Genomic DNA, 23,426 nt, shown 5'->3' with positions numbered 1-23,426 from the left:
TCGTCGGAGCGGCGAGCGTGGCTGAATCAGCCTGAGCCCGAATCGACCACGAACCCAATCAGCCCGGGACTCGTCCCGGGAAGTGCTGGGGCCATGACTAATACGGGGTGCGGCGGACGTTATGTCCACCGCACCCTGTATGCGTCACGTTCCCAGTAGGTCAGGCGATCTCGTACGCCTCCAGCGGGAAGGTCCCCTGCTCCTCGTAGGCCGACGCCGTCGAGGTCGGACGCAGCAGCGTGGCCTCGCCGTGCTGGTTGAAGTAGTAGCTGCGGGAGGTCTCGCAGCTGCCGAGGATGAAGACGGAGTCGTCCAGCTTGCGGGTCATCCGGTCGAGGAAGTCGGTGTTGGCGGCCTCGGTGACCTCGAACGTGGTGGCGCCCTGGCGCTGCATCTCCTGGAACAGCCGCTTGACGTGCCGCATCTGCGATTCGATGGTGTCGAAGTACGACAGGCCGCTGTAGCTGTACGGGCTGTTGAGGCTCAGGAAGTTCGGGAACTTCGGCACAGTGATGCCTTCGAATGCCTGGAAACGGTTGTCCCGCCAGAACTTTCCGAGATTCCGATCCTCGCGACCGATCACCTCGATGGCCGGGAAGTTTGCCTCCCACAGGTTGAAGCCGGTGGCCAGCACCAGGGTGTCGATCTCGATCTTGTTGCCGTCGGTCGTCACAATACCGTCCGGCTCGACGCGGGCGATCGATGTCGATTCCAGCTTTACGTTCGGCTTGTTGAACGTGCGGAAGTAGGTGTTGGAGAAGGTCGGCCGCTTGCATCCGAAGTCGTAGTCGGGCGTCAAAGCTTTGCGCACCTTGGGATCTCGGACCTGCGCGTAGAGATGCGCCTTGGCGGCCGCCGCGGCGCCGCGGTTGAACACCTTGAACTGGCGGAAGTGCAGGACGCCGCCGACCATGATCGCCTCGAGCACCGTGCCGCCGACCTTACGGGCGGCCTTCTGTGTCTGCGGGACCCGCGCGAACAACTGCCGGACGAATCCGGGCACATGCGCATCCATCTTCGGCACCACCCAGATGGCGGTGCGCTGGTACACGGTGAGTTCGGCCGCCGACTTGGCCAGCTCCGGAATCAGCTGCACCGCGGTGGCGCCGGTGCCGATGACACCGATCCTGCGGCCCTTGGGGTCGAAGTCGTTGTCCCACTTGGTGGTATGGATGACCTTGCCGGCAAAGGTGTCGATTCCCTCGATATCAGGCATCCTCGGCTGCGACAGGAAGCCGGTCGCCGTGAGCAGGTAGGTGCCGGTGACGGTGTCGCCGTCGGCCGTGGAGACCACCCAGTGGTCATGCTCCGCGTCCCAGCGTGCGCCGTTGACCACCACGCCGAACCTCATGTACTTGCGCAGGCCGTACTTATCGGCGACGTGCTCGGCGTACTTCTTGAGCTCGGACCCCGGTGCGAATAGGCGCGACCAGTACGGGTTGGGCTCGAAGGAATAGGAGTAGACGGCGGACGGGATGTCCACGGCCAGTCCGGGGTAGTGGTTGACGTGCCAGGTGCCGCCCAGGTCGTCCTCGCGGTCGAGGATGAGCAGATTGTGCAGGCCCAGCTCCTGGAGCTGGATAGCGGCACCCATGCCGCCGAATCCGGCTCCGATGATTACCGCGTCGTATTGTGCAGTCATGACGCTTATTGTACGTCCAGTCAACAAGGGTGTCTAGAGTTTTCTGTGACGGTTCGACACATATATATCTGTCGGCTGGTCCGCCGGCGGCAATGACTGTAGAAGCAGGCAATGACCGTAGAAACAACTGTGCCCGCGCTCCAATAGGAGCGCGGGCACAGTCGCCAGTGCGTGCTGGTCTGGTGTCAGCCGGGGCTTACTTGGCCGCCGGGATGACGATCTTAGTGCCGATGTTGATCGTGTCCGGGTGCTGGACCAGATCCTTATTGGCGTCGAGCAGGGCCGGGAGGCCGACCTTCTGCGCGGCGGCGATGGTGCCCAGGGCGTCGCCCTGGCCCACGACGTAGTCGTGGTTCTGGGGCGCGGCCGGAGCCTCGGGAGCCTTCGGGGTGGTGGCGGCGTAGGACTCGCCGCTGCCCAGGCGCGAACCGCACACGGGCCAGGCGCCGGGGCCCTGGGTGTTCAGCACGTTCTCGGCGACGCGGATCTGCTCTTCACGCGACGCGTTCGCCGGGCTGCCCGAACCGCCGTTGGCGCTCCAGGTGCTCTGCGAGAACTGCAGGCCGCCGTAGTAGCCGTTGCCGGTGTTGATCGCCCAGTTGCCGCCGCTCTCGCACTGGGCAACTGCGTCCCAGTTGTGGCCGGCGGCCTGAGCAGGCGCGGTGGCGAGAGCCAGCGCCGGAAGCGCCGCGGCGCCGGCAAGGGCCGACAGCACTGCAACGCGCTTGGTGTTCTTGCTCAGCTTCGGAGCGTTCTTGTTCATAGCCTTCGTTCCTTTCGCATGACCGCCGTGGCGGGGCACCTCCCCTTCGCCGCTGGACGAGTAGCGTCGCGGCGTGGCGTTCGACGGTCGTGTTCTGGACCGCGGCAGACGCTACGGAACGAAAATCGTTGTCGCACATCGCTCAGGGCCGAAGATCTCGGTCTGATAACGGTGAAAAATGTCCGTTTCGGGCGCTAGAACCCCAGCTCAGCCGCCCAATCGCTCGCAATTGCAAGCACTACATAGTGAATGATCTTTGTGAGCAGGAACACGAGGTTTTTGTGGTCCCCACCACGAATTCATCACCCGAAATGTCGGGATCGAATTCAGCGCGGAACGCGCAAACCGTCGACGATGATCGTCGCCATCCGGTCCAGATCGGCCGGAGTGGCGTCGGAGGCGCAGGTCATCGTGAGTCCGGCGATGATCTTGTGGACGTCATCGGCGGAGACGTCATCGCGGAACAGTCCGTCGGTCTGGCCGGCGGACACGATCTGATCGAAGACCGCGCGGGTGCGCTCGCGGGCCTGAGTGAAGACCGGTGCATCCTGGCCGACCTCGGCAAGGATGACCTCTTTCATTCCGCGTTTGGTCTGCGCGGTGTCCAGAAAGAGCCGAAACAGCTTGTGCAGCGCCATATCCGGCGTCTCGGTGCGCATCGCCGCCTCGCCGGCATCGGCCAACTCGGACGAATACTGCGCGTATACCGCCTGCACCAGGTCGGCGCGGGTGGGGAAGTGGCGGTAGAGCGTGCCGATGCCGACCCCGGCGCTCTGTGCGATCTTCTCCAGCGGGGCATTCACGCCGGTCTCGGTGAATGCGGTGTGGGCGGCGCCGATGAGCTTGGCCCGGTTTCGCTGGGCGTCCGCCCGCGGTTTCGGCGCCGATCCGCCCGACGTGGATGCCGACTCTGTCGCCGACCGGGCCATCGTCACCCCTCCTGACGTGCCAATACCAAGTGAACTATTGCAAACCGGAGGCTACCTCCGTATTGTAACTGGAGGAAGCTTCCGTTTCTGTCCACGAGTCTACTCCGAACCATAGGAGAAGCCGTACATGTCCCTTCCTTCCTTATCCATGTCTTCATTGCGGGGCGCCAGCGGTGTGCTGACCCCGCAGCGCATTGCGGCTCTCGCGCTGGCGGCAGTTCTCGGCTGCCAGCTGATGGTCGTCGTCGACGCCACCATCGTCAACGTCGCATTGCCTGATATCCAACGGGCGCTTGGCTTTTCGTCGGCCAATCTGTCGTGGGTGCTCAACGCCTACACTCTGACGTTCGGCGGCCTGCTGCTGCTCGGCGCGCGGATGGGCGACATCCTGGGACGTCGCCGAACCTTCTTGGCCGGGTTGTCGCTGTTTGTAGTCGCCTCGATGGTCGGCGGCGTCGCCACCGATTCGGCGATGCTGCTCGCCTCGCGTGCGGTCCAGGGGATCGGCGCCGCGGTCGCCGCGCCGGCCGCATTGGCGCTGCTCATGACCATGTTCCCGGAGGGCCGACCGCGGAACCGCGCGATGGGCCTCTTCACCGCGGTCTCGGTCGGCGGGTTCTCGCTGGGCCTGGTGCTCGGCGGAACGCTGGTCCAGGCGCTCGACTGGCGCTGGGTCTTCTACGTCAACGTGCCGATCGGTCTGCTGGTGCTGCTGCTGGGCGCCATCGCGCTCCCGGCGACCGGCCGGGCCAGCAAGCGGTTCGACTTCATCGGCGCGGCATCGTCCACGCTGGGCATCGGATCGCTCGTCTACGGGCTGGTGAACGCAGCGTCCAATGGCTGGGCGAAGCCGGTGACCATCACGGCGCTGCTGGTCGGCGCCGCCCTGCTGGTCGGCTTCGTCGTCAACGAACGCTATGCCGCCGAGCCGATCACGCCGCTTCGGTTGTTCGCCAACGTTTCTCGGTCGTCGGCCTTCGCCGGCCGGTTGGTGATGGTCGCCGGGATGATGGGCATGATGTTCTTCCTTACGCAGTTCATGCAGGACGTCATGAAGTTCAGCCCGTTGATGACCGGTCTCGCATATCTGCCGATGACTGCGGCCGTCTTCTCGTCCACCCAGTTGTCGGCGCGCTATCTCGTCGGCCGGTTCAGCCGACGCATGCTGCTCATGGTCGGGTTCGGCCTGGCCGCCGTCGGCATGCTCTGGCTGTCCGGAATCGATACGAGCACGTCCTATGCGTCGATCGTGGTGCCGTTCATCCTCATCGGTCTCGGCGGTGGGACCTCGTTCCTGTCGCTCACGACGGCGTCTCTCGCGGGCGTCGCGCCCGAGGACTCGGGCGCCGCATCCGGCCTGGTCAACACAATGCAGCAGCTCGGTGGCACGCTCGGGCTGGCGGTTCTGGTCGCGGTGTTCGGTGCGGCCGGGGGAGGCGCGGGTTCCACGCACGCCTTCACCGCCGGCACGCAGACCGCGTTCCTGGTGGCCGGGGTGATCCTGATCGCCGGCATGCTGCTGATGTTCCTCACCCAGGGCGACCGTCCGGAGGCCGAGGAGGTCGAGGTCGAGGAATCGGGCGAGCTGGAACTGGTCGGCTGAGCCTGCCGGTTGGCGATTGAATTCGGCCCCCGCCCGCGGATCGTCGCGGGCGGGGGCCGAAGTCTATTGTGTCCGAACGGCGTTCGGTGTCGGTCAGCTGCCGAAGTCGAGGCCGCCGAGCAGGCTGCCGAGGTCGAGGCTGCCGAGGCCCGGGTCGCCGAGGTACTTGCCGCACACCGGCCACGCGCCGACGCCCTGGCCGGCGAGGACTCGTTCAGCCACCGCGATCTGCTGGGCGCGTGACGCGTCGGCCGGATTCCCAACGCCGCCGTACGCCTGCCAGGTGCTGAGCGTGAACTGCAGGCCGCCGAAGAAGCCGTTGCCGGTGTTGGCCGCCCAGTTGCCGCTGGACTCGCATTGGGCGACCGCGTCCCAGTTATGCACGGCGGCTGACGCCGTCGCCGGTGTCGCCAACGCGAGCGGAGCGGCGATGGCAACGCCGGCGAGTGCGGTGCGCAGCACCGTCGTGCGAGCTGGCCGTCCCCTGGCGCCCTGGTGTTTTTCCATGTCGCACAGCTCCTTTCGTGAACTGCGCAGCACGGTACGGAACGAAACGCGGAGTTGTATACCGAACCGTGATGTCCGAATCCGTCGGATGGCGCCGCGGACGAGTGTGCGCACCGATGGCATATTTCCCAAGTAGGCAGCTCAAGGCATACGCAATGATGAATTACATATTTGTAATTCGGCATTCAAAATGGCTCGAAAATAATTTGCAATATGTGACTTGAATCACACAAATTGCGCCGGATTTGACCGTATTACTGTTGCCTCAAGTGACGCATGCGCGCGTGAGTTCGGTGCTGTCCCCGGGAGTGCACATCGGGTCGCCTGAGGGGCATGGGGACGGCGGGAGGGGAGGGGCTGCAGACAACGATCGGCCCCGTCACGAGAACTCGCGACGGGGCCGATGCGGACCTTCGGATACGCCTACTTCAGGTCGGAACTGCTCTTGTCGAGCACCCGGCGAGCGATCACCAGGTTCTGGATCTGCTGGGTGCCCTCGAAGATGTCCAGGATCTTCGAGTCGCGGGCCCACTTCTCCATCAGCGTGCGCTCGGAGTAGCCGACGGACCCGGCGAGCTCGACCGACTTCGTGGTCACGTCGACCACTGTGCGACCGGCCTTGGCCTTGGCCATCGACGCTTCCTTCGAGTTCGGCTGCTTGTTGTCGGCCATCCACGCGGCGCGCATCACGTGCAGATAGGCGGCCTCGTAGTCGGCCTCCATCCGGATGAACTCCGCCGCGGCCGCATGCTGCAAGGCCGGCGGGCGGTCGTAGTCGATCTCGATTCCGGCCTCCTCCAACAGCTTTCGCAGCTCCTCCAGCGCCGCCCGGGTGACGCCGACGCCCATCGCACCCACCAGCGGGCGGGTGTTGTCGAACGTCTGCATGACGCCGCCGAAGCCCTTCTTGACGTCCACCTCGGGGGAACCGAGGAGATGGTCCTTGGAGACCCGGACGTTGTCGAAGCGCAGCACCGCCGTGTCGGAAGCGCGGATGCCGAGCTTGTGCTCGAGCCGCACGACCGTAAGACCCTCGCTGTCACGGGGGACGACGAAGCTCTTGATGGCCGCGCGGCCGAGGCTGCGATCCACCGACGCCCACACGACGATGTGCGTGGCGCGCGAACCCGCGGTGACGAAGATCTTCTCGCCGTTGATGATGTAGTCATCGCCGTCGCGGGTGGCGGTCGTCGTCACGGCCGCCGAATCGGAGCCGAAGCTGGGCTCGGTGATGGCCATCGCGGCCCACACCTTGCCGAGCATCTTCAGCTGCTCATCGGTCGCCACCGCAGCGATCGCGGAGTTGCCCAGGCCCTGGTAGGGGATGCTGAGCAGCAAACCGGTGTCGCCCCAACACACTTCGAGTGCGTTTAGCGCGGCCTGCATGTTGCCGCCGTTCGACACCGCACCCTCGGCCTGCGGCTTGCTCGGCTTGTGCGACCGGCCGCCGTCGGCGCCGGCACCGGCCTGGCCGGTGGCCGCGAGGCCGTCGTACAGGCTCGCCAGCGTGTCGAGCTCGACCGGGTACTCGTGCTCGGCCAGGTCGTACTTGCGGGAGATCGGCCGGAAGATCTGCGCTGCCGCGGCATGCGCCTGATCGATAGTCGGTTGCAGCTTGCGGGGAAGCTCAAGATTGATAGGCATGTTCGCTTCCTCCCTACTTCAGCTCGGAGCTCGGCTTGCCCAGGATGCGCCGGGCGATGATCAGGTTCTGGATCTGCTGGGTGCCCTCGAAGATGTCCAGGATCTTCGAATCGCGGGCCCACTTCTCGACCAGCAGGTCTTCGGAGTACCCCAGCGAGCCGAGCAATTCCACTGCGCGAGTGGTGACATCGGTGACGGTGCGTCCGGCCTTGGCCTTCGACATCGACGCCTCGGTCGAGTTCGGCTGCTTGTTGTCGGCCATCCACGCTGCGCGCAGCGCGAGCAGATACGAGGCCTCGTAGTCGGCCTCCAAGCGCAGGAACTCCGCCGCCGCACCGGTCTGGTTGTTGATCGGGGTGTCGTAATCGATCTCGACCCCGGCCTCTTCCAGAGCCTTTCGCAACTCTTCGAGCGCCGCCCGCGCGACTCCGACCGCCATGCCGGCCACGGCCGGGCGGGTGTTGTCGAAGGTCTGCATGACACCGCTGAAGCTCTTCTTGGTGTCGATCTCGGGCGAACCGAGCAGCGCCGTGGCCGGCACCCGGACATCCTCGAAGCGGATCGCCGCCGTGTCGGACGCCTTGATGCCCAGCTTGTGCTCGAGTCGAACCACGGTGACGCCCTCGGCATCCCGCGGCACCACGAAGCTCTTGATCGCCGCGCGGCCCTGGCTCTTGTCCAGCGTCGCCCACACCACGATGTGGCTGCAGCGCGAACCGTCGGTGACGAAGATCTTCTCGCCGTTGATGATGTAGTCGTCGCCGTCCTTGGTTGCGGTGGTCGACACCGCCGCCGAGTCGGAGCCGAAGCCGGGTTCGGTGATCGCCATCGCGGCGTATACCGAGCCGTACTCCTTGAGCTGCTCCTCGTTCGCGACCGCATCGATCGCCGCGTTGCCCAGGCCGCGGCCGGGCAGTGCGAGCATCAGACCCACGTCGCCCCAGGCCATTTCGATGGCGGTCAGCACGCCGACCATGTTGGCGCCGTTGACGGTGCCGTCCTTCTTAGGCTTGTCCGACTTCTCGCCGCTCGCGCTGTTGCGGTTGGCCGCGACCAGTTCGGCGAACTGATCGAGCTCGACGGGCTTGTCATGTTCTTGCCGATCGTATTTGCGTGAGATCGGCCGGAATGCGTTCTCGGCGAAGGCATGCAGTGCCTCACCCCGTGTCGTCAGCTTCTCCGGAAGCTCCAGGTTGATAGTCATCAGAGAACGACAACGCCTTCACCGATGGCGGTGGCCCGCAGATCGCGGTACCAGCGCTCGACCGGATGCTCCTTGGTGAAGCCGTGGCCACCGAGCAGCTGCACACCGTCGCTGCCGATCTGCATGCCCTTGTCGGCGCACAGCTTTCGGGCCAGAGCCGCCTCGCGGGCGAACGACAGCCCCTGCTCCGCGCGGGCCGCGCCGCGCAGGGTGACGAGGCGGATCGACTCCAGCTCGGTCGCGATGTTGGCGACCATGAACGCCACGGCCTGCCGGTTCGAGATCGGCTCGCCGAACGCCTCGCGCTCGTTGACGTAGGGGATCACGTAGTCGAGTACAGCCTGCGAGGTGCCCACGGCCAGGGCCGACCAGCCCAGGCGGGACAGCCGCACGACGTCGCGGTAGGCGGCGAAGGCGGCGTCGCCCTCGGACTCGCCCAGCAGCGCCGAGGCTGGCACCGACACGTCGTTCAGCAGCAGTCGGCCGAGGCCTGCGGCGCGCACGCCCATGCTCGGGTCGGCCTCGACGACCAAGCCCTTGCTGTCGGACTCGACGATGAACAGCGCCGGACGGCCGTCGAGCACGGCACCGACGATGAACAGCTCGGCGCTGCCTGCGGCCGGCACGAACGACTTCACGCCGTTGAGCAGGTAGCCGCTGGGCGCGCGGGTGGCCTTGGTCTTGATGTCGAAGGCGTCGAACAGCGGCCGCGGCTCGGCGATCACGACGGCCGACTGCGGCACGTTGTCACCTGCGAAGTCGGGCAGGTAGGTCTTCTGCTGGCCGTCTGAGCCGAACTGGGTGAGCGTGGCGGCGACGCCGGACGGCGCCAGAATCGGCAGGGCCAGGCCCATGTCGCCGTAGGCCATCGCCTCGGCGACCAGCGCGTTGGTGACCACGCCGCGCGAGCTGGCGGCGCCGTCGAACTCCTCGGGGACGTTGACCATGGTGATGCCGAGCTCGGCGGCGCGCTTGAGGATGTCCTCCGGCGCGGCCGCGGCGTTGTCGGCATCGTAGGCGGCGGGGCGCAGGATCTCGGTCGAGAAGTCCTTGACCGTCTCGGCGATCATCTGCTGCTCGTCGTCCGGGGTCAGGTCGAACAGATCCTTCGGACCGGTCGACAGACGCTTGGGGGCGCTGTCGCCCTGGACCTTTTTGAAGGCGCGGTTCGCGGCGCCGAGCGCCTGAAAGCCGGTCTTGGTGCCCTGGAAGGCGACGCGGTTGATCGGCTCGGCCAGGTTGTACTTCTGAGCGAGGTCCGAACCGGTGACCGTGGTCAGCACGCGCATGGCCGCGCCGATCGGGGTCAGTTTCCGGGGGTTCTTGCCTACCGCGGAGGTGTCGCGGGGCTCGGTGTCAGTACTCATTCTCACCAGCTGTTTCTCGTCGGAACGGGGGTCTAGCGGAGTCGCTAGAGCCGAACTTACTCGGCAGTAAGAACGACCTTACTCCGCGGTAAGGATGATGTCACTACCGACCCATCACTCGGTCGGCAGAGCTCGCATATTGCGGCCGTGTCGGTGCGGTATCGATCGCGGAAACCGGCTCCTCGCCGCGGGCGCATTCTGATCGGCGCCGCGGCGCGAAGTCGGTCGCAGACTGCACAACACGTTGTGCTAATTTGACCCGGATCGCATTCCGATGGAGCCGTCGCTGGCTCAGAGAGCGATTTCATTCATGTCTGAAATGAACCTTCCGTCAGCTGCCAGCCCGGATCAGCGGAAAGCTGCGCTGGCGCAGAGCATCAGCAGGGAGGTTGCGGCCGGCGGTTGGCGGGTCGAGTCTCAATCTGACTACCAAGCAGTTTTGGTCAAAGGTAAGAACACGAACCACTTGCTCCATTTGATCCTCACCCTGATCACCGTCTTTCTGTGGACGCCGGTGTGGGTGGTTGTCACTGTGTTGAACCAGCGAAAGACCGTGATTCTCACGGTCGACGACTATGGCAACGTGCTTCAGCAACGCTGAGCCGTCCCGCGCCCAGTAGGCAGGGCCGACGATCTACCCGTCCGGCAGATGACCGGTCTGCCGGGTCCTGTGATAACTAGACTTCGACGCGATTGCCGTCGGTGAAGTCGACGAAGGTGGTCGGGGCGGGCTTCATCTCGGCGAGCCGGCCGTGGTGAATGGCGACACCGGGCGGCGAGAGCACGGCCTGATGAATCGGCACGGCGACCCGGGGAGCGACGGCCCGCAGGTAGTCGACCGATTCGCTGATCTTCAGCCAGGGCGCCGCAGCGGGGATGGCCAGCACGTCGATGGGCTCGTCGGGCACGAACAGCGAATCACCGGGATGCCCGAAGGCCGCCCGCTGCGCCGCGGTGTCGAGCAGGTAGAAGGCGTTGTTGATGATCGGGATATCGGGGTGGATCACCGCGTGGTCGCCCCCGGTCACCCGCACGTGTACGGGACCGATGTCGAACTGATCACCCGGATGCGCGGGCTGCCACTCGCCCGCGGTGCCGAGCTCGGCCAGCTGCGCGGCGGTCTGCGGATCGCAATGCAGCTGCGCACCCGGGTTGGCTGCGACGAGCGCAGGCAGCCGGGCCACGTCCGCATGGTCGGGATGCTGATGGGTCACCAGAATCGCATCGATATCGGTCAGCTGCTCGAAACCAGACGACAGCGTGCCCGGGTCGAAAAGGATTCGGGTGCCGTCGATTTCGACGAGAACGCAGGAATGGCCGAAGTGCGTGAGGTGCATATCCCGATTATGCGCCGGGCGGCCCGCTTACGGGGCCAGACGGTCGAGCACCACTGTCTGCAGTCGCCCGTTGCTGGCAACCGCGCTGCCGCCACCTGGCCCGGCGACCCCGTCGAGGCTGGTGAACTCGCCGCCCGCCTCGCGGACCAGAACGTCGAGCGGCGCCAGGTCCCACAACGAGACTTCGGGTTCGGCGGCGATGTCGACCGCGCCCTCGGCCACCAGGCAGTAGTTGAGGAAGTCGCCGTAGCCGCGGACCCGCCAGACGTCGTCGGTCAGCGAGATGAATCGGTCGCGGATGCCGCGGGCGGCCCAGCCGGAGAGACTGGAAAACGCGAGGCTCGCCGAATCCAGCTGGGTCACATCGGAAACGATGATTCGGCGGGGATCCTCGGAACCGAACCGGGTGAACGCGCCGGCGCCGGCCGATGCCCACCACCGCCGTGACAAGGCGGGCGCGGAGACGACGCCGACCACGGGCACCGCGTTGACCAGCAGCGCGATCAGCGTCGCCCACACCGGAACGCCGCGCACGAAGTTCTTGGTGCCGTCGATCGGATCGATCACCCACTGCCGGCCGGTCAGCTCGACGTCGCCGCCGAACTCCTCGCCGAGGATCGCGTCGTCGGGCCGGCTCGTCGCCAGCAGCTCGCGCAGGGCCGTCTCGGTCGCGAGGTCGGCATCGGACACCGGGGTGAGGTCGGGTTTGCTGTCGATCTTCAGATCGAGGGCCCCGAACCGGGCCGAGGTGATGGTGTCGGCGTGATCGGCCAGCGTCAGGGCCAGTTCGAGGTCAGTGGCGATCGGCGCGGGGGTCGACATGGTCCACACGGTACTGATCGTCGAACTCGCCGCGATCGGCGCGGGCATCAGTAGCCTGGACGTAATCGGACATGGGAGGCGGATCGACATGCTGTTCTCGATTGTGTTGCTGGTGGTCTTGATCGTCGCGGCGATCGCCATGTTCATGCAGTTCCGTGGCCGCAACCCATTCGGGGGCGGGTCGTCGGTCGGCATGGTGCAGGGGACGCTGACCGTCACCGGCGTCGCCGACCGGCCGGCCGAGCCCGACAAGAACGGTCAGATGTTCTGCACCCTCTCCGGCACGATCCTGGGCCCGGAGACCGCGCCGACAGAGGTGTACGGCACCTACATCGTCGGCCAGATGCAGACGTGGCCGCGGGTCGGCGACGAGCTGCCGGTGAGTTACAAGCCCGGTAAGGCCGAGACCACCTGGCGCGCGGCTTTGCAGCCGGGAGCCGCCGGGTAGCCTGGTTGATCGTGCATCCTGACGTTCAATCCGACCTCGACAACCTCGACAGCACCCTTACCACGGTGGAGAAGGTGCTGGATCTCGAGGAGCTGCGGCGACGGATCGACGAGCTCGAACACCAGGCCGCCGACCCGGAGCTGTGGAACGACCAGGACCACGCCCAGCAGGTCACCAGCGAGCTGTCGCACGCGCAGGCCGAGTATCGGCGCGTCACCGAGCTCCGCCAGCGCCTCGACGACATGCCGGTCCATTATGAGTTGGCCGAGGCCGAAGAGGGCGCCGATCAGGAAGCGGCCCTTGCCGATGCCGATGCCGAGCGGGCGACGCTGCGCGCCGACATCGAGGCGATGGAAGTCAAGACGATGCTCGCCGGCGAGTACGACCAGCGCGACGCGGTCGTCAATATCCGTTCCGGCGCAGGCGGTATCGACGCGGCCGACTGGGCCGAGATGCTGATGCGGATGTATGTCCGCTGGGCGGAGAAGCACGATTACGGGGTCGAGGTCTACGACACCTCCTACGCCGAAGAGGCCGGCATCAAGTCGGCGACGTTCACCGTCAAGGCGCCGTACATGTACGGAACGCTGTCGGTGGAGCAGGGGACGCACCGCCTCGTACGCATCAGCCCGTTCGACAACCAGGGCCGCCGCCAGACGTCGTTCGCCGAGGTCGAGGTGCTGCCGGTGGTCGAGACCACCGACCACATCGATATCCCGGAAAACGAAGTGCGCGTGGACGTCTACCGGTCGTCCGGCCCGGGCGGGCAGTCGGTCAACACCACCGACTCCGCGGTGCGACTGACACATATCCCGACCGGGATCGTGGTCACCTGCCAGAACGAGAAGAGTCAGCTGCAGAACAAGGTCGCCGCCATGAAGGTGCTGCAGGCCAAGCTGCTCGAGCGCAAGCGTCAGGAGGAACGGGCCGCGCTCGACGAGCTCGGCTCGGGCGGCAACGCCTCGTGGGGCAACCAGATGCGGTCCTACGTGCTGCATCCGTATCAAATGGTGAAGGACCTGCGGACCGAGTACGAGGTCAACAACCCGTCGGCCGTTCTCGATGGCGATATCGACGGGTTCATCGAGTCCGGCATCCGATGGCGGATGGCGCAGGAACAGAACGTTTAAGCCGTGACTTCAATTACGGCGCTTTCGTTCAGCAGTCCGGCGGGCACGCTGGGCTGGACTCGCTGGCTCTTGACGTCGGGCCTGCTGATCGTGTTGTGGGTCGTCGGCTCGATCCTTGCGATCCGGGTGGTGCGCTGGTCGGTCGACCGGATCACCGGCCACATCGATCAGGACTTCGCGGCCAGCGACGACCTCGTCCGGACCGAGGCGGCCAAGCACCGGCACGCCCTCGCGCAAGTGGCCGCCTGGGTGGCGATCGCGATCATCTGCACCATCGCCGCGTTCAACATCATTCATCAGATGGGCGTGCCGATCAGCGGATTCGTCGCTCCGGCAACGGTCCTGGGTGCAGCGTTGGGTTTCGGTGCGCAGCGGGTGGTGCAGGACCTCCTCGCCGGCTTCTTCATCATCACCGAGAAGCAGTACGGCTTCGGTGATGTCGTGCAACTGACCGTCACCGGCGGCACGGAGGCGGAGGGCACGCTCGAAGACGTCACCCTACGGGTGACCAAGCTGCGTTCGTCCGACGGCGAGGTGATCACCATCCCGAACGGTCAGATCGTCAAGGCCACCAACCTGTCCAAGGACTGGGCTCGCGCGGTCGTCGACATCCCGTTCCCGTCCGGGGTCGACGTGGGTCGGGTCACCGATCTCCTGCATGACGTGGGGGAGCAGGCCTTCGACGACGAGAAGCTCAAGCGGCTATTGCTGGATGCTCCGACCACCATGGGGGTGATCGATGTGGAGGTGGATCAGGTGACGGTGCGGTTGGTGGCGCGAACGCTGCCGGGCAAGCAGTTCGAGGTCAGTCGTGCGCTGCGGACCAGGATCATCCGTGCGCTCGGTCGGGCCGGTATCGCGCTGGCGCCCGGCAGCGCGATCACCACCACGAGTGTCAGTCCGGATGTGTCGTCGTCGCCGTCGCTGCGCGGCGAAGACGCCAGTGAGGCGGGCCGATGAAGGTGACAATTCCCCGCACCGTGTTCGGTGGCCGGATGCGTAGCACGACGCTGCTGCTGATCGTCGTGTTCATCGGTCTGATGCTCGCGTACGGGCAGGCCTCTGCTCACTACCAGAAGCAGGACGAGGCCAAGGCCCGAGAGGCTGCTGCCGAGCGCTTCGCGCAACGGCCGCGCCCCACGGAGACCGAGCCGACGACCGAACCGACGACCACCACCCGGCGCAAGCCGACCACGTCATCGTCGTCGAGCACGCCCACGACCAGTTCCTCGGCGTCGACTGCGCCCACCTCTATGCCGGATGAGTCGGGGACCTCGAGCAGTCCTGCGCCGCCCGGACCGTTCCAGTTGCCACCAGGCTTTAGCCTGCCGTCGGTGCCGAGGATTCCCTGACGCGCATCGCCGCAGGCGCACCTCCCGGAAGCACCCGGATTCGTCAGTACTATTGGGTGCCGTGATCAGCGTCCAGAACGTCACCATGCAGTACAAGGCGTCCGCCCGCCCCGCGTTGCGTGACCTGTCCCTCCAGGTCGACAAGGGCGAATTCGCCTTTCTGATCGGACCCTCGGGGTCCGGCAAGTCGACGTTCTTCCGGTTGTTGCTCAAGGAGGACAAGCCCACCGCCGGCGACATCTACGTCGGCCAGTTCCATGTCAACAAGATGCCCGGGCGTCGGGTCCCGAAGCTGCGGCAGTCGATGGGCTGCGTGTTCCAGGACTTCCGGCTGCTGCAGCAGAAGTCGGTCGCCGACAATGTGGCATTCGCACTGGAAGTGATCGGGAAGCCCCGGAGCATGATTCAGCGGGTCGTGCCGGAGGTGCTCGACTACGTCGGGTTGTCGGGTAAATCCGACCGGATGCCCAACGAGCTCTCCGGCGGCGAGATGCAGCGCGTCGCGATCGCGCGGGCCATCGCGAACCGGCCGCTGCTGCTGCTCGCCGACGAGCCGACCGGCAACCTCGATCCGGAGACCAGCGAGGAGATCGTGGATGTCCTCGATCGCGTCAATCGCCGCGGCACGACCGTGGTGATGGCGACTCATGACGCCCATATCGTCGATTCGATGCGGCGGCGAGTACTCGAGTTCAGTGGCGGCCGCCTGGTACGCGACGACCAGCACGGCGTGTACGGACTCGGCTGAGCCCGCCCGACCCGTCCGCTCACGACTGCCCCGATATAAGGACATAGCAAGCGCATGCGATCGAGCTTCATTTTCAGCGAAGTCTTCAACGGCTTCCGCCGCAACATCACCATGACGGTGGCGATGATTCTGACCACGGCGATCACCCTCGGCATGTTCGGTGCGGGGCTGCTGGTGGTGCAGATGGCCGACAAGAGCCAGAAGATCTTCCTGTCCCGGGTGGAGATGCAGGTCTTCGTCAAGATGGACCTCTCCCTGAAGGACCCGGACTGCCGCGCCCAGGAATGCACCGCGCTGCAGTCGAAGCTGGAGTCGATGCCCGGCGTCACCCGCGTCGAATACATCAGCCCGGCCGAGGCGCTCAACGATGCCAAGACGCGCACGTTCGTCAATCAGCCCGAGATGCGCGATCTGCTGACCCCGGATACGTTCCCGGGTTCGTTCCGAGTGCGTGCCAAGTCGGCCGACGACTTCGGTCCGCTGGTCGACCAGCTGCAGCCCGACAAACAACCCGACCCCGCGCAGCCATTCGCCGCCGGCGACCCGCGCAACGCGATTGACCAGGTGCTCGATCAGCGTGATCTGGTGAAACGGATCTTCAGCGTGCTGGACGGCGTGCGCAACGCGGCGTTCACCATCGCGCTGGTCCTCGCGGTGGCGGCGGTGCTGCTGATCGCCAACACGGTTCAGGTGGCCGCATACACCCGGCGCACCGAGGTCGGCATCATGCGGCTGGTCGGTGCGACGCGCTGGTACACACAGCTGCCGTTCCTCCTGGAGGCGGTGTTCGCGTCGGTGATCGGCTCGATATTGGCGATCGCGGGCCTGTTCACGGCCAAGACGGTGCTGTTCGACAACGCGCTCAAGGATCTGTACGGCATTAATATCCTGGCCAAGATCTCCGACACCGACGTACTGTTTGTGTCCCCGTGGTTGGTGATCGTCGGTGCTGCGCTGGCCGCCGTCACCGGTTATGCGACGCTGCGGGTCTACGTGCGGAATTGACGTCCGCACCGGTCGGTCGCGAGTTGTCAGAGGGGAAGTAGTTGAAAGAGAAGGGCCGCAAGCCGATTGCGACCAACCGCAAAGCGCGGCACAACTACGCCATCCTCGACACCTACGAGGCCGGCGTAGCGCTGGTCGGCACCGAGGTGAAGTCGCTGCGTGAAGGCAAGGCGTCGTTGGTCGACGCGTTCGCGACCGTCGACGACGGCGAGGTCTGGCTGCGCGGGCTGCACATTCCCGAGTACGGACACGGGTCGTGGACGAACCACGCGCCGCGGCGTACCCGGAAGCTGCTGCTGCACCGTCGTGAGATCGACAGCCTGATCGGCAAGATCCGGGATGGAAATCTGACGTTGGTGCCGCTGTCGATGTATTTCACCGATGGCAAGGTGAAGGTCGAATTGGCACTCGCGCGCGGCAAACAGGCGCACGACAAGCGCCAGGATCTGGCACGACGCACCGCTCAGCGCGAGGTCACTCGCGAGCTGGGGCGGCGGGTCAAGGGCATGTAGGAGCGGGCGTCGGCCGCCCGAGGAGATCTCGCGATGAATTCGAGCGGCTCGCCCAGTCAATCTATTCGAACAGTCAACGCTTGGCGTTGATGCGTGGATGGCCGCTGTCGTTAGGCTGCCGTAACGTCATCGACGACACCGAAATCGGTCATGGCCGATGGTGATGATGAGAGGAAACTGATGGCACTGCTGTTGTACCGGCTCGGCCGGTTCTCGTTTCGACATAAGTGGTGGGTGATCGCGGCCTGGGTCGCGTTACTCGTCGTGGTGTTCGGCCTGGTCGGCATATTCAATCCGAAGTTCTCCAAGGACTTCGAGCTGCCCGGCACCGACGGCGGCAAGGCGATGACTGTCATCAAGCAAGAGTTCCCCGCGAACAACGAGAAATCGCGCGAGTCGTCGACGAGCGTGGTGGTATTCGCGCAGGACGGTCTGGCCAACCACCGTTCGGAGTTGGACGGTCTGGTCCGGGACCTGCAGAACATGCCCAGCTATCAGAACGAACTCAAAGACGCGAAGAAGAAGGTCGCGGATGCGAAGAACCCGGCGGATCGCGCTGCGGCCGAGGCTGATCTGACCAAGATCAACTCGTACATCTATGGCGCTCCGTCAGGGGAGACCGGTGTTGCGAGCCCGCTCGCTCACCCGAATGACGCGGCGGTGATGAGTCAATCCGGGGAGAACAAGGGCAAGGTGGGCCTCATCGAGGTCAATCAGGTGACCCATCCGGAAGATCTGAAAATCGGGGCGCAGAACGACCTGAAGGACGTGCTCAAGAAGCATCGGGTCGGCGGACTCCAAGTCGAGGCGACCGGCGCGCTGATGCAGGTGCAGCAGCAGGGGGCGTCCGAGGCGATCGGCTTCATCGCCGGTTTCGTGGTGATGATCGTGGCGTTCGGCGCGTTGATCGCCGCGTTCATCCCGATCATCACAGCAATTGTCGGGGTCATGCTGTCGATGCAGCTGGTCACGCTTGGCGCCGGCATCTTCAACATGAACGAGAGTGCGACCGGGATCATCATGATGCTCGGAATCGCGGTATCGATCGACTATGCGTTGTTCATCGTGTCGCGGTATCGCAGTGAGCTCAACGTCGATCCGGATCGCGAATCGGCGGCAGGTCGTGCGGTCGGAACCGCCGGAACCGCAGTGTGTTTCGCGGGCTTGACAGTGATCATCGCGGTGGTCGCGCTCAACGTCGTCGGTATCCCGTTCGTCGGTCAGATGGGTGGCGGCGCCGGTGTGGCCGTGCTGATCGCGGTGCTCGGCGCCTTGACGTTGATCCCGGCCCTCCTCGGCGCTTTCGGGCGGTTCGCGTTCAAGCCGCGAGTGAAGGGCCTGCGGCACGGTGACGAGCCGGAGGAGATGGAGTCCAACGGACACCGCTTCATCATTGCGATTACCAAAGGCCGCCGCCCGTTGCCGATAGCGATCGCCTTCTTGATCCTGCTGGCGATCGTTGCCATCCCGATCGGCAGTCTCAAGCTGGGTATGGATTTCACCTCCGACGCCGAGCGTCCCGCTATCGCCCTGATGCAGAAGGGGTTCGGCGAGGGCGCCAACGGCGGCGAGCTCTATGTGACTGTGCAGGCCAAGGAGGCCGGCGACGTCAAGGCGGCCGCCGGCAAGGCGATCGGCTTCATCGACAGCACCAATAGCAGCGGCACCACCTACGTGGCGGGCGCGCCTGCGGTCGCGGCCGTCAATGGAAACACGGCTCTGTTGCTGGTGGTTCCGCAGCAGTCGCCGAGCAGCACGGCGACGCACGACTTGGTCGAAAAGATCCGTGACTATGCCAAGGAAAGCGCCGTCAAGGATGCGGGCACCGAGATCCACGTCGGCGGGCAGACCGCGATCATGTCCGACATCTCGGCCAAGCTGAGTTCGGCGCTGATCCCGTACCTGATCCTCGTGATCGGTCTGGCGTTCATCATCATGATGATCATTTTCAGGTCGATCCTGGTGCCGCTCACCGCAACTCTCGGCTTCGTGTTCTCGGTGGCGGCCACCTTCGGTGCCACGGTCGCGATCTTCCAAGAGGGGCACCTGGGCATCATCAGTCATCCGCAGTCGATCATCTCGTTCCTCCCGATCTTCTTGATCGGCGTGGTGTTCGGCCTGGCGATCGACTATCAGGTGTTCCTGGTGACTCGAATGCGCGAGGAGTATGTCCATGGGATGACCGCGCGTGAAGCAGTCATCAGCGGTTACAAACATGGAGCGCGTGTCGTCGCATCGGCCGCGGTCATCATGATCTGCGTGTTCGCGGCGTTCATGCTCTCGCCGGAGACCGTGTCCAAGATGATGGGCTTCTCGTTGGCCGCGGCGGTGTTCTTCGACGCGTTCATCGTCCGGATGATCGTGGTGCCCGCGGTGATCGCGGTCATGGGCGATCGGGCGTGGTGGATACCCAAGTGGCTGGACAAGATCCTGCCGAACGTCGATATCGAGGGCGAGGCCATCCGCAGGATTCCGCTGCCATCGCAGCAGCAGGATCCTAGATCGGATGCCTACCAGTCGGCGAAGTCGTAGGTTCGGCCCGAACTAGAAAGGCCCCCTTCATCATTCGATGAAGGGGGCCTTTCTGGTTCTCAGTCGCGGGTCAGATGCGGAACCAGCTGCTGGGTCTTCTCGACCGTCCAGCCGGGTGGCTCGAGGATCGCGGCCCAGCAGTACGGAATCCCTTCCAGGTAGGAGTGTCCGTGCCCGTCGGGGACCGACGTCGACACCGCCATGTCGGCGGACACCTGCAAAAAGGTGACGATCGGAATCCAGGTCATCGACGACAGCACGTCCCGGCCACGGGATCCCTTGAGCCACGCGGGCTCGTTGAACAGCAGCCGTGGCGTCCAGTTGGTGATCGGGTCGGACGGATGCTGCAGGTAGACGATTCGCGGACCGGGCCACGGGGCATCAGGCCGCGCGAGGTCCTTGGGCTCGGCGACGAATCGAACCTGCTGTCCGTGCTCGTAGATGGGCAACCACGCCGGGCTGCCCCGGTCGCGGTCGTGAGTCGTCTGCTCCCACAACTCGTTGCTGAATGTGGGCCCGCTGAACAGCGCGCCGTCGGTGCGCGCCGCGATGTCCGGGATGGTGCCGAACGCGGACTCGGCGCCGAAGCTGCCGAGGCTCTCGCCGAACACGACCACCTTCGGCCGCTCGGCTTCGGGCATCCGGCGGATCTGCGCATCGACCGCTTCGAAGAGGGCCTGGCCCGCGGCCCGCGCCCGGTTTTGGTCGACGATGAACGACAGCCAGCTCGGCAGATACGAGTACTGCATCGATGCCATCGCGGTGTCGCCGTTGTACATGTATTCCAGGGAATCCATGCTCGACTGATTGAGCCAACCACTACCAGTCGAGGTGCCCAGCCCGATGACCTTGCGCTGGAAGGCGCCGGTGCGCTGCAGTTCGCGGACCACGATCGCGGCGCGATCACGGATCGAGTCGGTGGAGTCCAGCCCGGCGTATACGCGGATCGGTTCCATCGCGGGGGTGTGGTTGAAGTCGGTCAACTGCTGGACCGACGGACCGGCCCCGACGACCTGCCGGCCCTCACGACCGAGTGAGTCCCAGCTGACCAGCGAACCCGGACCGCCGGAGCGCAGGGGGCTGGTCGGTTCCACCGAGGCGGCCTTGGTCTCGTCGTTGGCGGCGGCGAACGAACTGTTGAGCGTGTTCATCGCCCAGCTGACGATGACGCCGTTCACCAGGAAGATCGTCACGATCACCACCAGTGCCGCACCGGACACCGCGGCGATACGTGGCGGCACCACGGCCGTGAGCTTGCGGACGAGCCAGCGGATCAGGCCGGCCCAGGCCCGACCGATCGTCATCAGCAGGCACAGCACGACCAGCGTGATGACGATCGTGATCGGGTAGACCGTCCACGTCTGCAGTTCCATGTCCATCAGGCGCCGCAGCTCTTCCTCCCACTGCGCATGCAGGATCAGCATCACCAGCCAGCCGACCACGGCCACCGCCGCGAGCCCCAGCCACCACCGCGCCCGCGGCTGCGGCCACGCAGTGTCGCGGGAGACCATGTAGCGCGCCAGCCACGCCAGGAAGACGCCGACGCAGTAGCCGATCGCGGCACTGCCGCCACTGACCGCGCCCTGGAACAGCGGGCCGCGGGGCAGCAGCGACGGCGTCAGCGAGAGCCAGAGCATCAGCACGGCGACGACGAGGCCGGCATACGAGAACCGCCGCAGCTGATTGACGAGGAAACGCTGCGCCCGCACCGCTCTGCTTGCGGTCGTGGGGGTTTGGGCCGGCTGGGTCGACTCCTGGATCGCGGCGTTCTCCGGGGTCGACTCTTCCGTCGGGGCGTCCTCCGGGCTCGACGCATCGGGTGCCGCGGGCGGGTCAACGGACTCGACCTGCTCGTCCGCCCCGTCGGATGGCTGGGTAGTCATGCGTGGACGATAGCCGCAGCCGGGGAGACAGGAGGGCTCAGCGGCCAAATGCGTCCGGCATCAAGGGATCAGGTGTGGTCGCCCCGCTCCAGCTCCGATTGGTCGGCATCGTCGGCGGTGGCTTCCGAACCCAGTGATTCGCGCAACGTACCGAGGACGGCCATACCCTGCCCGACGAGCCCGGTGATCGTCTCGTTGACGCCTTCCTGGCCGTTGAGGACCGTCAGGTTGGCGCCCGACAGGCCGCCGGCCGCTTCTCGAACCAGTTGCGGCAGTTGCGAAATCAGCTGCTGATCGAGCGCGATCTTGTTGAACGATGCCGCCGCCTCGGCCTGGATCTTGGTGCGGTCGGCCTCGGCTTTGGCGAGCACGCGCACCCGCTCGGCCTCGGCCTCGGCGGGCTTGATCACCTCCGACCGCAGTTGCTGCTCGCGCAGCTCGGCCTGCTTGACCGCCAGGAGCCGCTGCTGTTCGAGGACAGCCTGCTGGGCCTGCGCCTCGGCCATCGGATAGGCCTGGGACGCCTCGGCCTGGGCGCGGTCGGTGTCCTGCTTGTATTGCGCCTGCAGCACCGCGGTTTCGCGCTCGAACTCCGCCTGCTTGCGGATCGACTCCTGTTCGGCCTGCGCCGCAGCCTGATTCGCGGCCGCCTGGGCGATCTGTGCGTCACGTTTGACCGCCGCGTTGTGCGGTGCGGCCAGGGCCTCGATGTAGCCGAGGTTGATGTCGTCGATCGATTGGATCTGGAACGAATCGACCAGCAGGCCGATGTTGCCCATCTCGATCTTCGAGGCTTTGAGCACCTCGTCGGCGAGGCGTTGCCGTTCGCGGATGATCTCTTCCACGGTCATCGAGCCGACGATGGACCGCAGGTGTCCGGAGAAGATTCGGCCGGTGAGGACGGACATCTCGCTCTCCTGCTCGGAGAGGAAACGTTGGGCGGCGTTGACTAGGGAGGCGTTGTCGTTGGCCACCTTGAACGCGATGACCGCACGCACGTCGAGCAGGATGCCCTGGCCGGTGACGCAGCGCTCCTGGATCTCCGCCTCGTTCATGGCGAGGGTGAGGAACCGGACCTTGCGGAATATCGGCATGACCCACTTGCCGTGGCCGACGACGACGCGGAAGGGTTCTTCGCCGCGACTCTTGGCGCCACTGATCAGCATCGCCTGGTCGGGATTGGGGACGTGATATCCGAACATTGCGGACTCCTGTTGTGTGGTCGGGTTGTGCGCCCACCATTGGTGGGCGGATGGTGATTACTTGTCCAGCAAGCCGATTCGCAGCGCGGAGTCGACCGGCCAGGGGACGACATCGACCTGATGGCCCGGACGGACGGCGATGACGAGAACCGATTCGCCTTCGGCTATCGGCTCCTCGGCGTAGGCGATATAGGTCTCGCTGCCGCCGCGGAATGCCACCAGGATCTCGCCGGGCGTGCCCTTGGACCGGATCGGATTGATCACCGTTCCGGTCAGTCCCAGTACGTCGTCGGCCACCTAGCCCCCTTGTTGATTTCGGTGCCTTGAGCCTAGTCAAAATCGGTATGCGACCGCGGTCGTGTATCGCGTAGAATCGAGAGTCCGGCCGCGAGAAGTCGAGAGACGACTCGGGACCGGACCTTCCTCGGGGCTGAACGGTTTCGACTGCGTGCGTTGAGGTAGGGGAAGCGTGTCGGTGCAGGCTAGAGACCACCGTAAGCGTCGCAGCAACCAATTAAGCGCCGATAAGAATCAGCGCGACTACGCTCTCGCTGCCTAAGCAGCAAGGCTAGTCTGTCGGCCCGGGTGTGCCTCCGCCCCGGATCCCGGCATCATTCAGGGGGCTCACCGTCCGGCTCGGTCGCGGAGTCGGACGGAACATCTAACAGCGACTGGGATCGTCATCCTGGCTTGTTCGCGTGACCAGGAGATCCGAGTAGAGACATAGCGAACTGCACACGGAGAAGCCCTACTGACACGGCGAAGGACCCGGGTTCGATTCCCGGCAGCTCCACCG

The 23,426-nt window shown here is 65.4% G+C and carries 22 protein-coding genes and 1 other RNA gene; 11 read left to right on the top strand and 12 right to left on the bottom strand.

Annotated features, from left to right (window positions below; translation table 11 throughout):
• Positions 1–160: 160 nt before the first annotated feature.
• The 3 genes from G341_RS0119710 to G341_RS22685 form a co-directional block, all read right to left on the bottom strand.
• Positions 161–1,642: a flavin-containing monooxygenase gene (locus G341_RS0119710; protein ID WP_018180901.1), complete on the bottom strand. Its 1,482-nt coding sequence runs from the start codon at positions 1,640–1,642 to the stop codon at positions 161–163.
• A 196-nt stretch (positions 1,643–1,838) separates the two neighbouring features.
• Positions 1,839–2,405, bottom strand: coding sequence for a transglycosylase family protein (locus G341_RS24330; RefSeq protein WP_018180900.1), 567 nt, complete (start codon positions 2,403–2,405; stop codon positions 1,839–1,841).
• A gap of 326 nt (positions 2,406–2,731) precedes the next feature.
• Positions 2,732–3,334 (bottom strand): TetR/AcrR family transcriptional regulator, encoded by a 603-nt coding sequence (locus tag G341_RS22685; protein WP_155827080.1) that lies wholly within the window; start codon positions 3,332–3,334, stop codon positions 2,732–2,734.
• Between the two features lie 148 nt (positions 3,335–3,482).
• On the opposite strand from G341_RS22685, the gene G341_RS22680 reads away from it, so the two are divergent.
• Positions 3,483–4,937, top strand: a complete 1,455-nt coding sequence (locus G341_RS22680) for an MFS transporter (protein WP_245557062.1) — start codon at positions 3,483–3,485, stop codon at positions 4,935–4,937.
• 93 nt (positions 4,938–5,030) lie between these two features.
• On the opposite strand, the gene G341_RS24325 is transcribed toward G341_RS22680, so the two are convergent.
• From G341_RS24325 to G341_RS0119675, 4 genes are all read right to left on the bottom strand, one after another.
• Positions 5,031–5,444, bottom strand: a complete 414-nt coding sequence (locus G341_RS24325; RefSeq protein WP_051092894.1) for a transglycosylase family protein — start codon at positions 5,442–5,444, stop codon at positions 5,031–5,033.
• Positions 5,445–5,867: 423 nt separating this feature from the next.
• Positions 5,868–7,088, bottom strand: a complete 1,221-nt coding sequence (locus G341_RS0119685) for an acyl-CoA dehydrogenase family protein (protein WP_018180896.1) — start codon at positions 7,086–7,088, stop codon at positions 5,868–5,870.
• Between the two features lie 13 nt (positions 7,089–7,101).
• Complete coding sequence (locus tag G341_RS0119680) at positions 7,102–8,292, bottom strand: acyl-CoA dehydrogenase family protein (RefSeq protein ID WP_018180895.1); 1,191 nt, start codon at positions 8,290–8,292, stop codon at positions 7,102–7,104.
• Positions 8,292–9,659: an acyl-CoA dehydrogenase family protein gene (locus G341_RS0119675; RefSeq protein WP_018180894.1), complete on the bottom strand. Its 1,368-nt coding sequence runs from the start codon at positions 9,657–9,659 to the stop codon at positions 8,292–8,294. The genes G341_RS0119680 and G341_RS0119675 overlap by 1 nt, the downstream gene beginning before the upstream one ends.
• A gap of 310 nt (positions 9,660–9,969) precedes the next feature.
• Between G341_RS0119675 and G341_RS22670 the strand changes: the two genes are divergently transcribed.
• On the top strand, positions 9,970–10,260 hold the full coding sequence (locus G341_RS22670) for a hypothetical protein (protein WP_155827079.1): 291 nt from the start codon (positions 9,970–9,972) through the stop codon (positions 10,258–10,260).
• Positions 10,261–10,336: 76 nt separating this feature from the next.
• Here G341_RS22670 and G341_RS0119665 read toward each other — a convergent pair whose 3' ends face one another.
• Together G341_RS0119665 and hisN are read right to left on the bottom strand one after the other, a co-directional pair.
• Positions 10,337–10,996 carry an MBL fold metallo-hydrolase gene (locus tag G341_RS0119665; RefSeq protein ID WP_018180892.1) on the bottom strand — a complete coding sequence of 220 codons (660 nt, stop codon included), beginning with the start codon at positions 10,994–10,996 and terminating at the stop codon, positions 10,337–10,339.
• A gap of 27 nt (positions 10,997–11,023) precedes the next feature.
• Entirely contained in the window at positions 11,024–11,818 is a 795-nt protein-coding gene (gene hisN / locus G341_RS0119660) for a histidinol-phosphatase (protein WP_018180891.1), read from the bottom strand.
• Between the two features lie 88 nt (positions 11,819–11,906).
• Between hisN and G341_RS22665 the strand changes: the two genes are divergently transcribed.
• From G341_RS22665 to G341_RS0119620, 8 genes are all read left to right on the top strand, one after another.
• Positions 11,907–12,266 (top strand): hypothetical protein, encoded by a 360-nt coding sequence (locus tag G341_RS22665; protein ID WP_043452163.1) that lies wholly within the window; start codon positions 11,907–11,909, stop codon positions 12,264–12,266.
• 11 nt (positions 12,267–12,277) lie between these two features.
• A complete protein-coding gene (prfB, locus tag G341_RS0119650) occupies positions 12,278–13,396 on the top strand; it encodes a peptide chain release factor 2 (protein WP_018180889.1) in 1,119 nt (372 codons plus the stop codon).
• A 3-nt stretch (positions 13,397–13,399) separates the two neighbouring features.
• Complete coding sequence (locus G341_RS0119645; protein WP_018180888.1) at positions 13,400–14,356, top strand: mechanosensitive ion channel family protein; 957 nt, start codon at positions 13,400–13,402, stop codon at positions 14,354–14,356.
• On the top strand, positions 14,353–14,748 hold the full coding sequence (locus tag G341_RS23890; RefSeq protein WP_018180887.1) for an Rv3103c transmembrane domain-containing protein: 396 nt from the start codon (positions 14,353–14,355) through the stop codon (positions 14,746–14,748). Before G341_RS0119645 ends, G341_RS23890 begins: the two co-directional genes overlap by 4 nt.
• A gap of 61 nt (positions 14,749–14,809) precedes the next feature.
• A complete protein-coding gene (gene ftsE / locus G341_RS0119635; protein ID WP_018180886.1) occupies positions 14,810–15,496 on the top strand; it encodes a cell division ATP-binding protein FtsE in 687 nt (228 codons plus the stop codon).
• 54 nt (positions 15,497–15,550) lie between these two features.
• On the top strand, positions 15,551–16,501 hold the full coding sequence (gene ftsX / locus G341_RS0119630) for a permease-like cell division protein FtsX (protein ID WP_018180885.1): 951 nt from the start codon (positions 15,551–15,553) through the stop codon (positions 16,499–16,501).
• Between the two features lie 41 nt (positions 16,502–16,542).
• Entirely contained in the window at positions 16,543–17,013 is a 471-nt protein-coding gene (gene smpB / locus G341_RS0119625; protein ID WP_018180884.1) for an SsrA-binding protein SmpB, read from the top strand.
• A 180-nt stretch (positions 17,014–17,193) separates the two neighbouring features.
• On the top strand, positions 17,194–19,545 hold the full coding sequence (locus G341_RS0119620) for an MMPL family transporter (RefSeq protein ID WP_026303922.1): 2,352 nt from the start codon (positions 17,194–17,196) through the stop codon (positions 19,543–19,545).
• Positions 19,546–19,604: 59 nt separating this feature from the next.
• Here the strand turns inward: G341_RS0119620 and G341_RS0119615 are convergent, their stop codons facing one another.
• From G341_RS0119615 to G341_RS0119605, 3 genes are all read right to left on the bottom strand, one after another.
• A complete protein-coding gene (locus tag G341_RS0119615) occupies positions 19,605–21,428 on the bottom strand; it encodes an alpha/beta hydrolase (RefSeq protein WP_018180882.1) in 1,824 nt (607 codons plus the stop codon).
• A gap of 68 nt (positions 21,429–21,496) precedes the next feature.
• A complete protein-coding gene (locus G341_RS0119610) occupies positions 21,497–22,630 on the bottom strand; it encodes an SPFH domain-containing protein (protein WP_018180881.1) in 1,134 nt (377 codons plus the stop codon).
• A gap of 57 nt (positions 22,631–22,687) precedes the next feature.
• Entirely contained in the window at positions 22,688–22,927 is a 240-nt protein-coding gene (locus G341_RS0119605; protein ID WP_018180880.1) for a hypothetical protein, read from the bottom strand.
• A gap of 129 nt (positions 22,928–23,056) precedes the next feature.
• On the opposite strand from G341_RS0119605, the gene ssrA reads away from it, so the two are divergent.
• Positions 23,057–23,426: a transfer-messenger RNA gene (ssrA, locus tag G341_RS23620) on the top strand.

The sequence above is a fragment of the Jongsikchunia kroppenstedtii DSM 45133 genome (genome assembly GCF_000380485.1).
Classification (GTDB): Bacteria; Actinomycetota; Actinomycetes; order Mycobacteriales; family Mycobacteriaceae; genus Jongsikchunia; species Jongsikchunia kroppenstedtii.
Note: the sequence above shows the minus strand (reverse complement) of the source record. Positions and strands in the feature narration are given on the sequence as shown.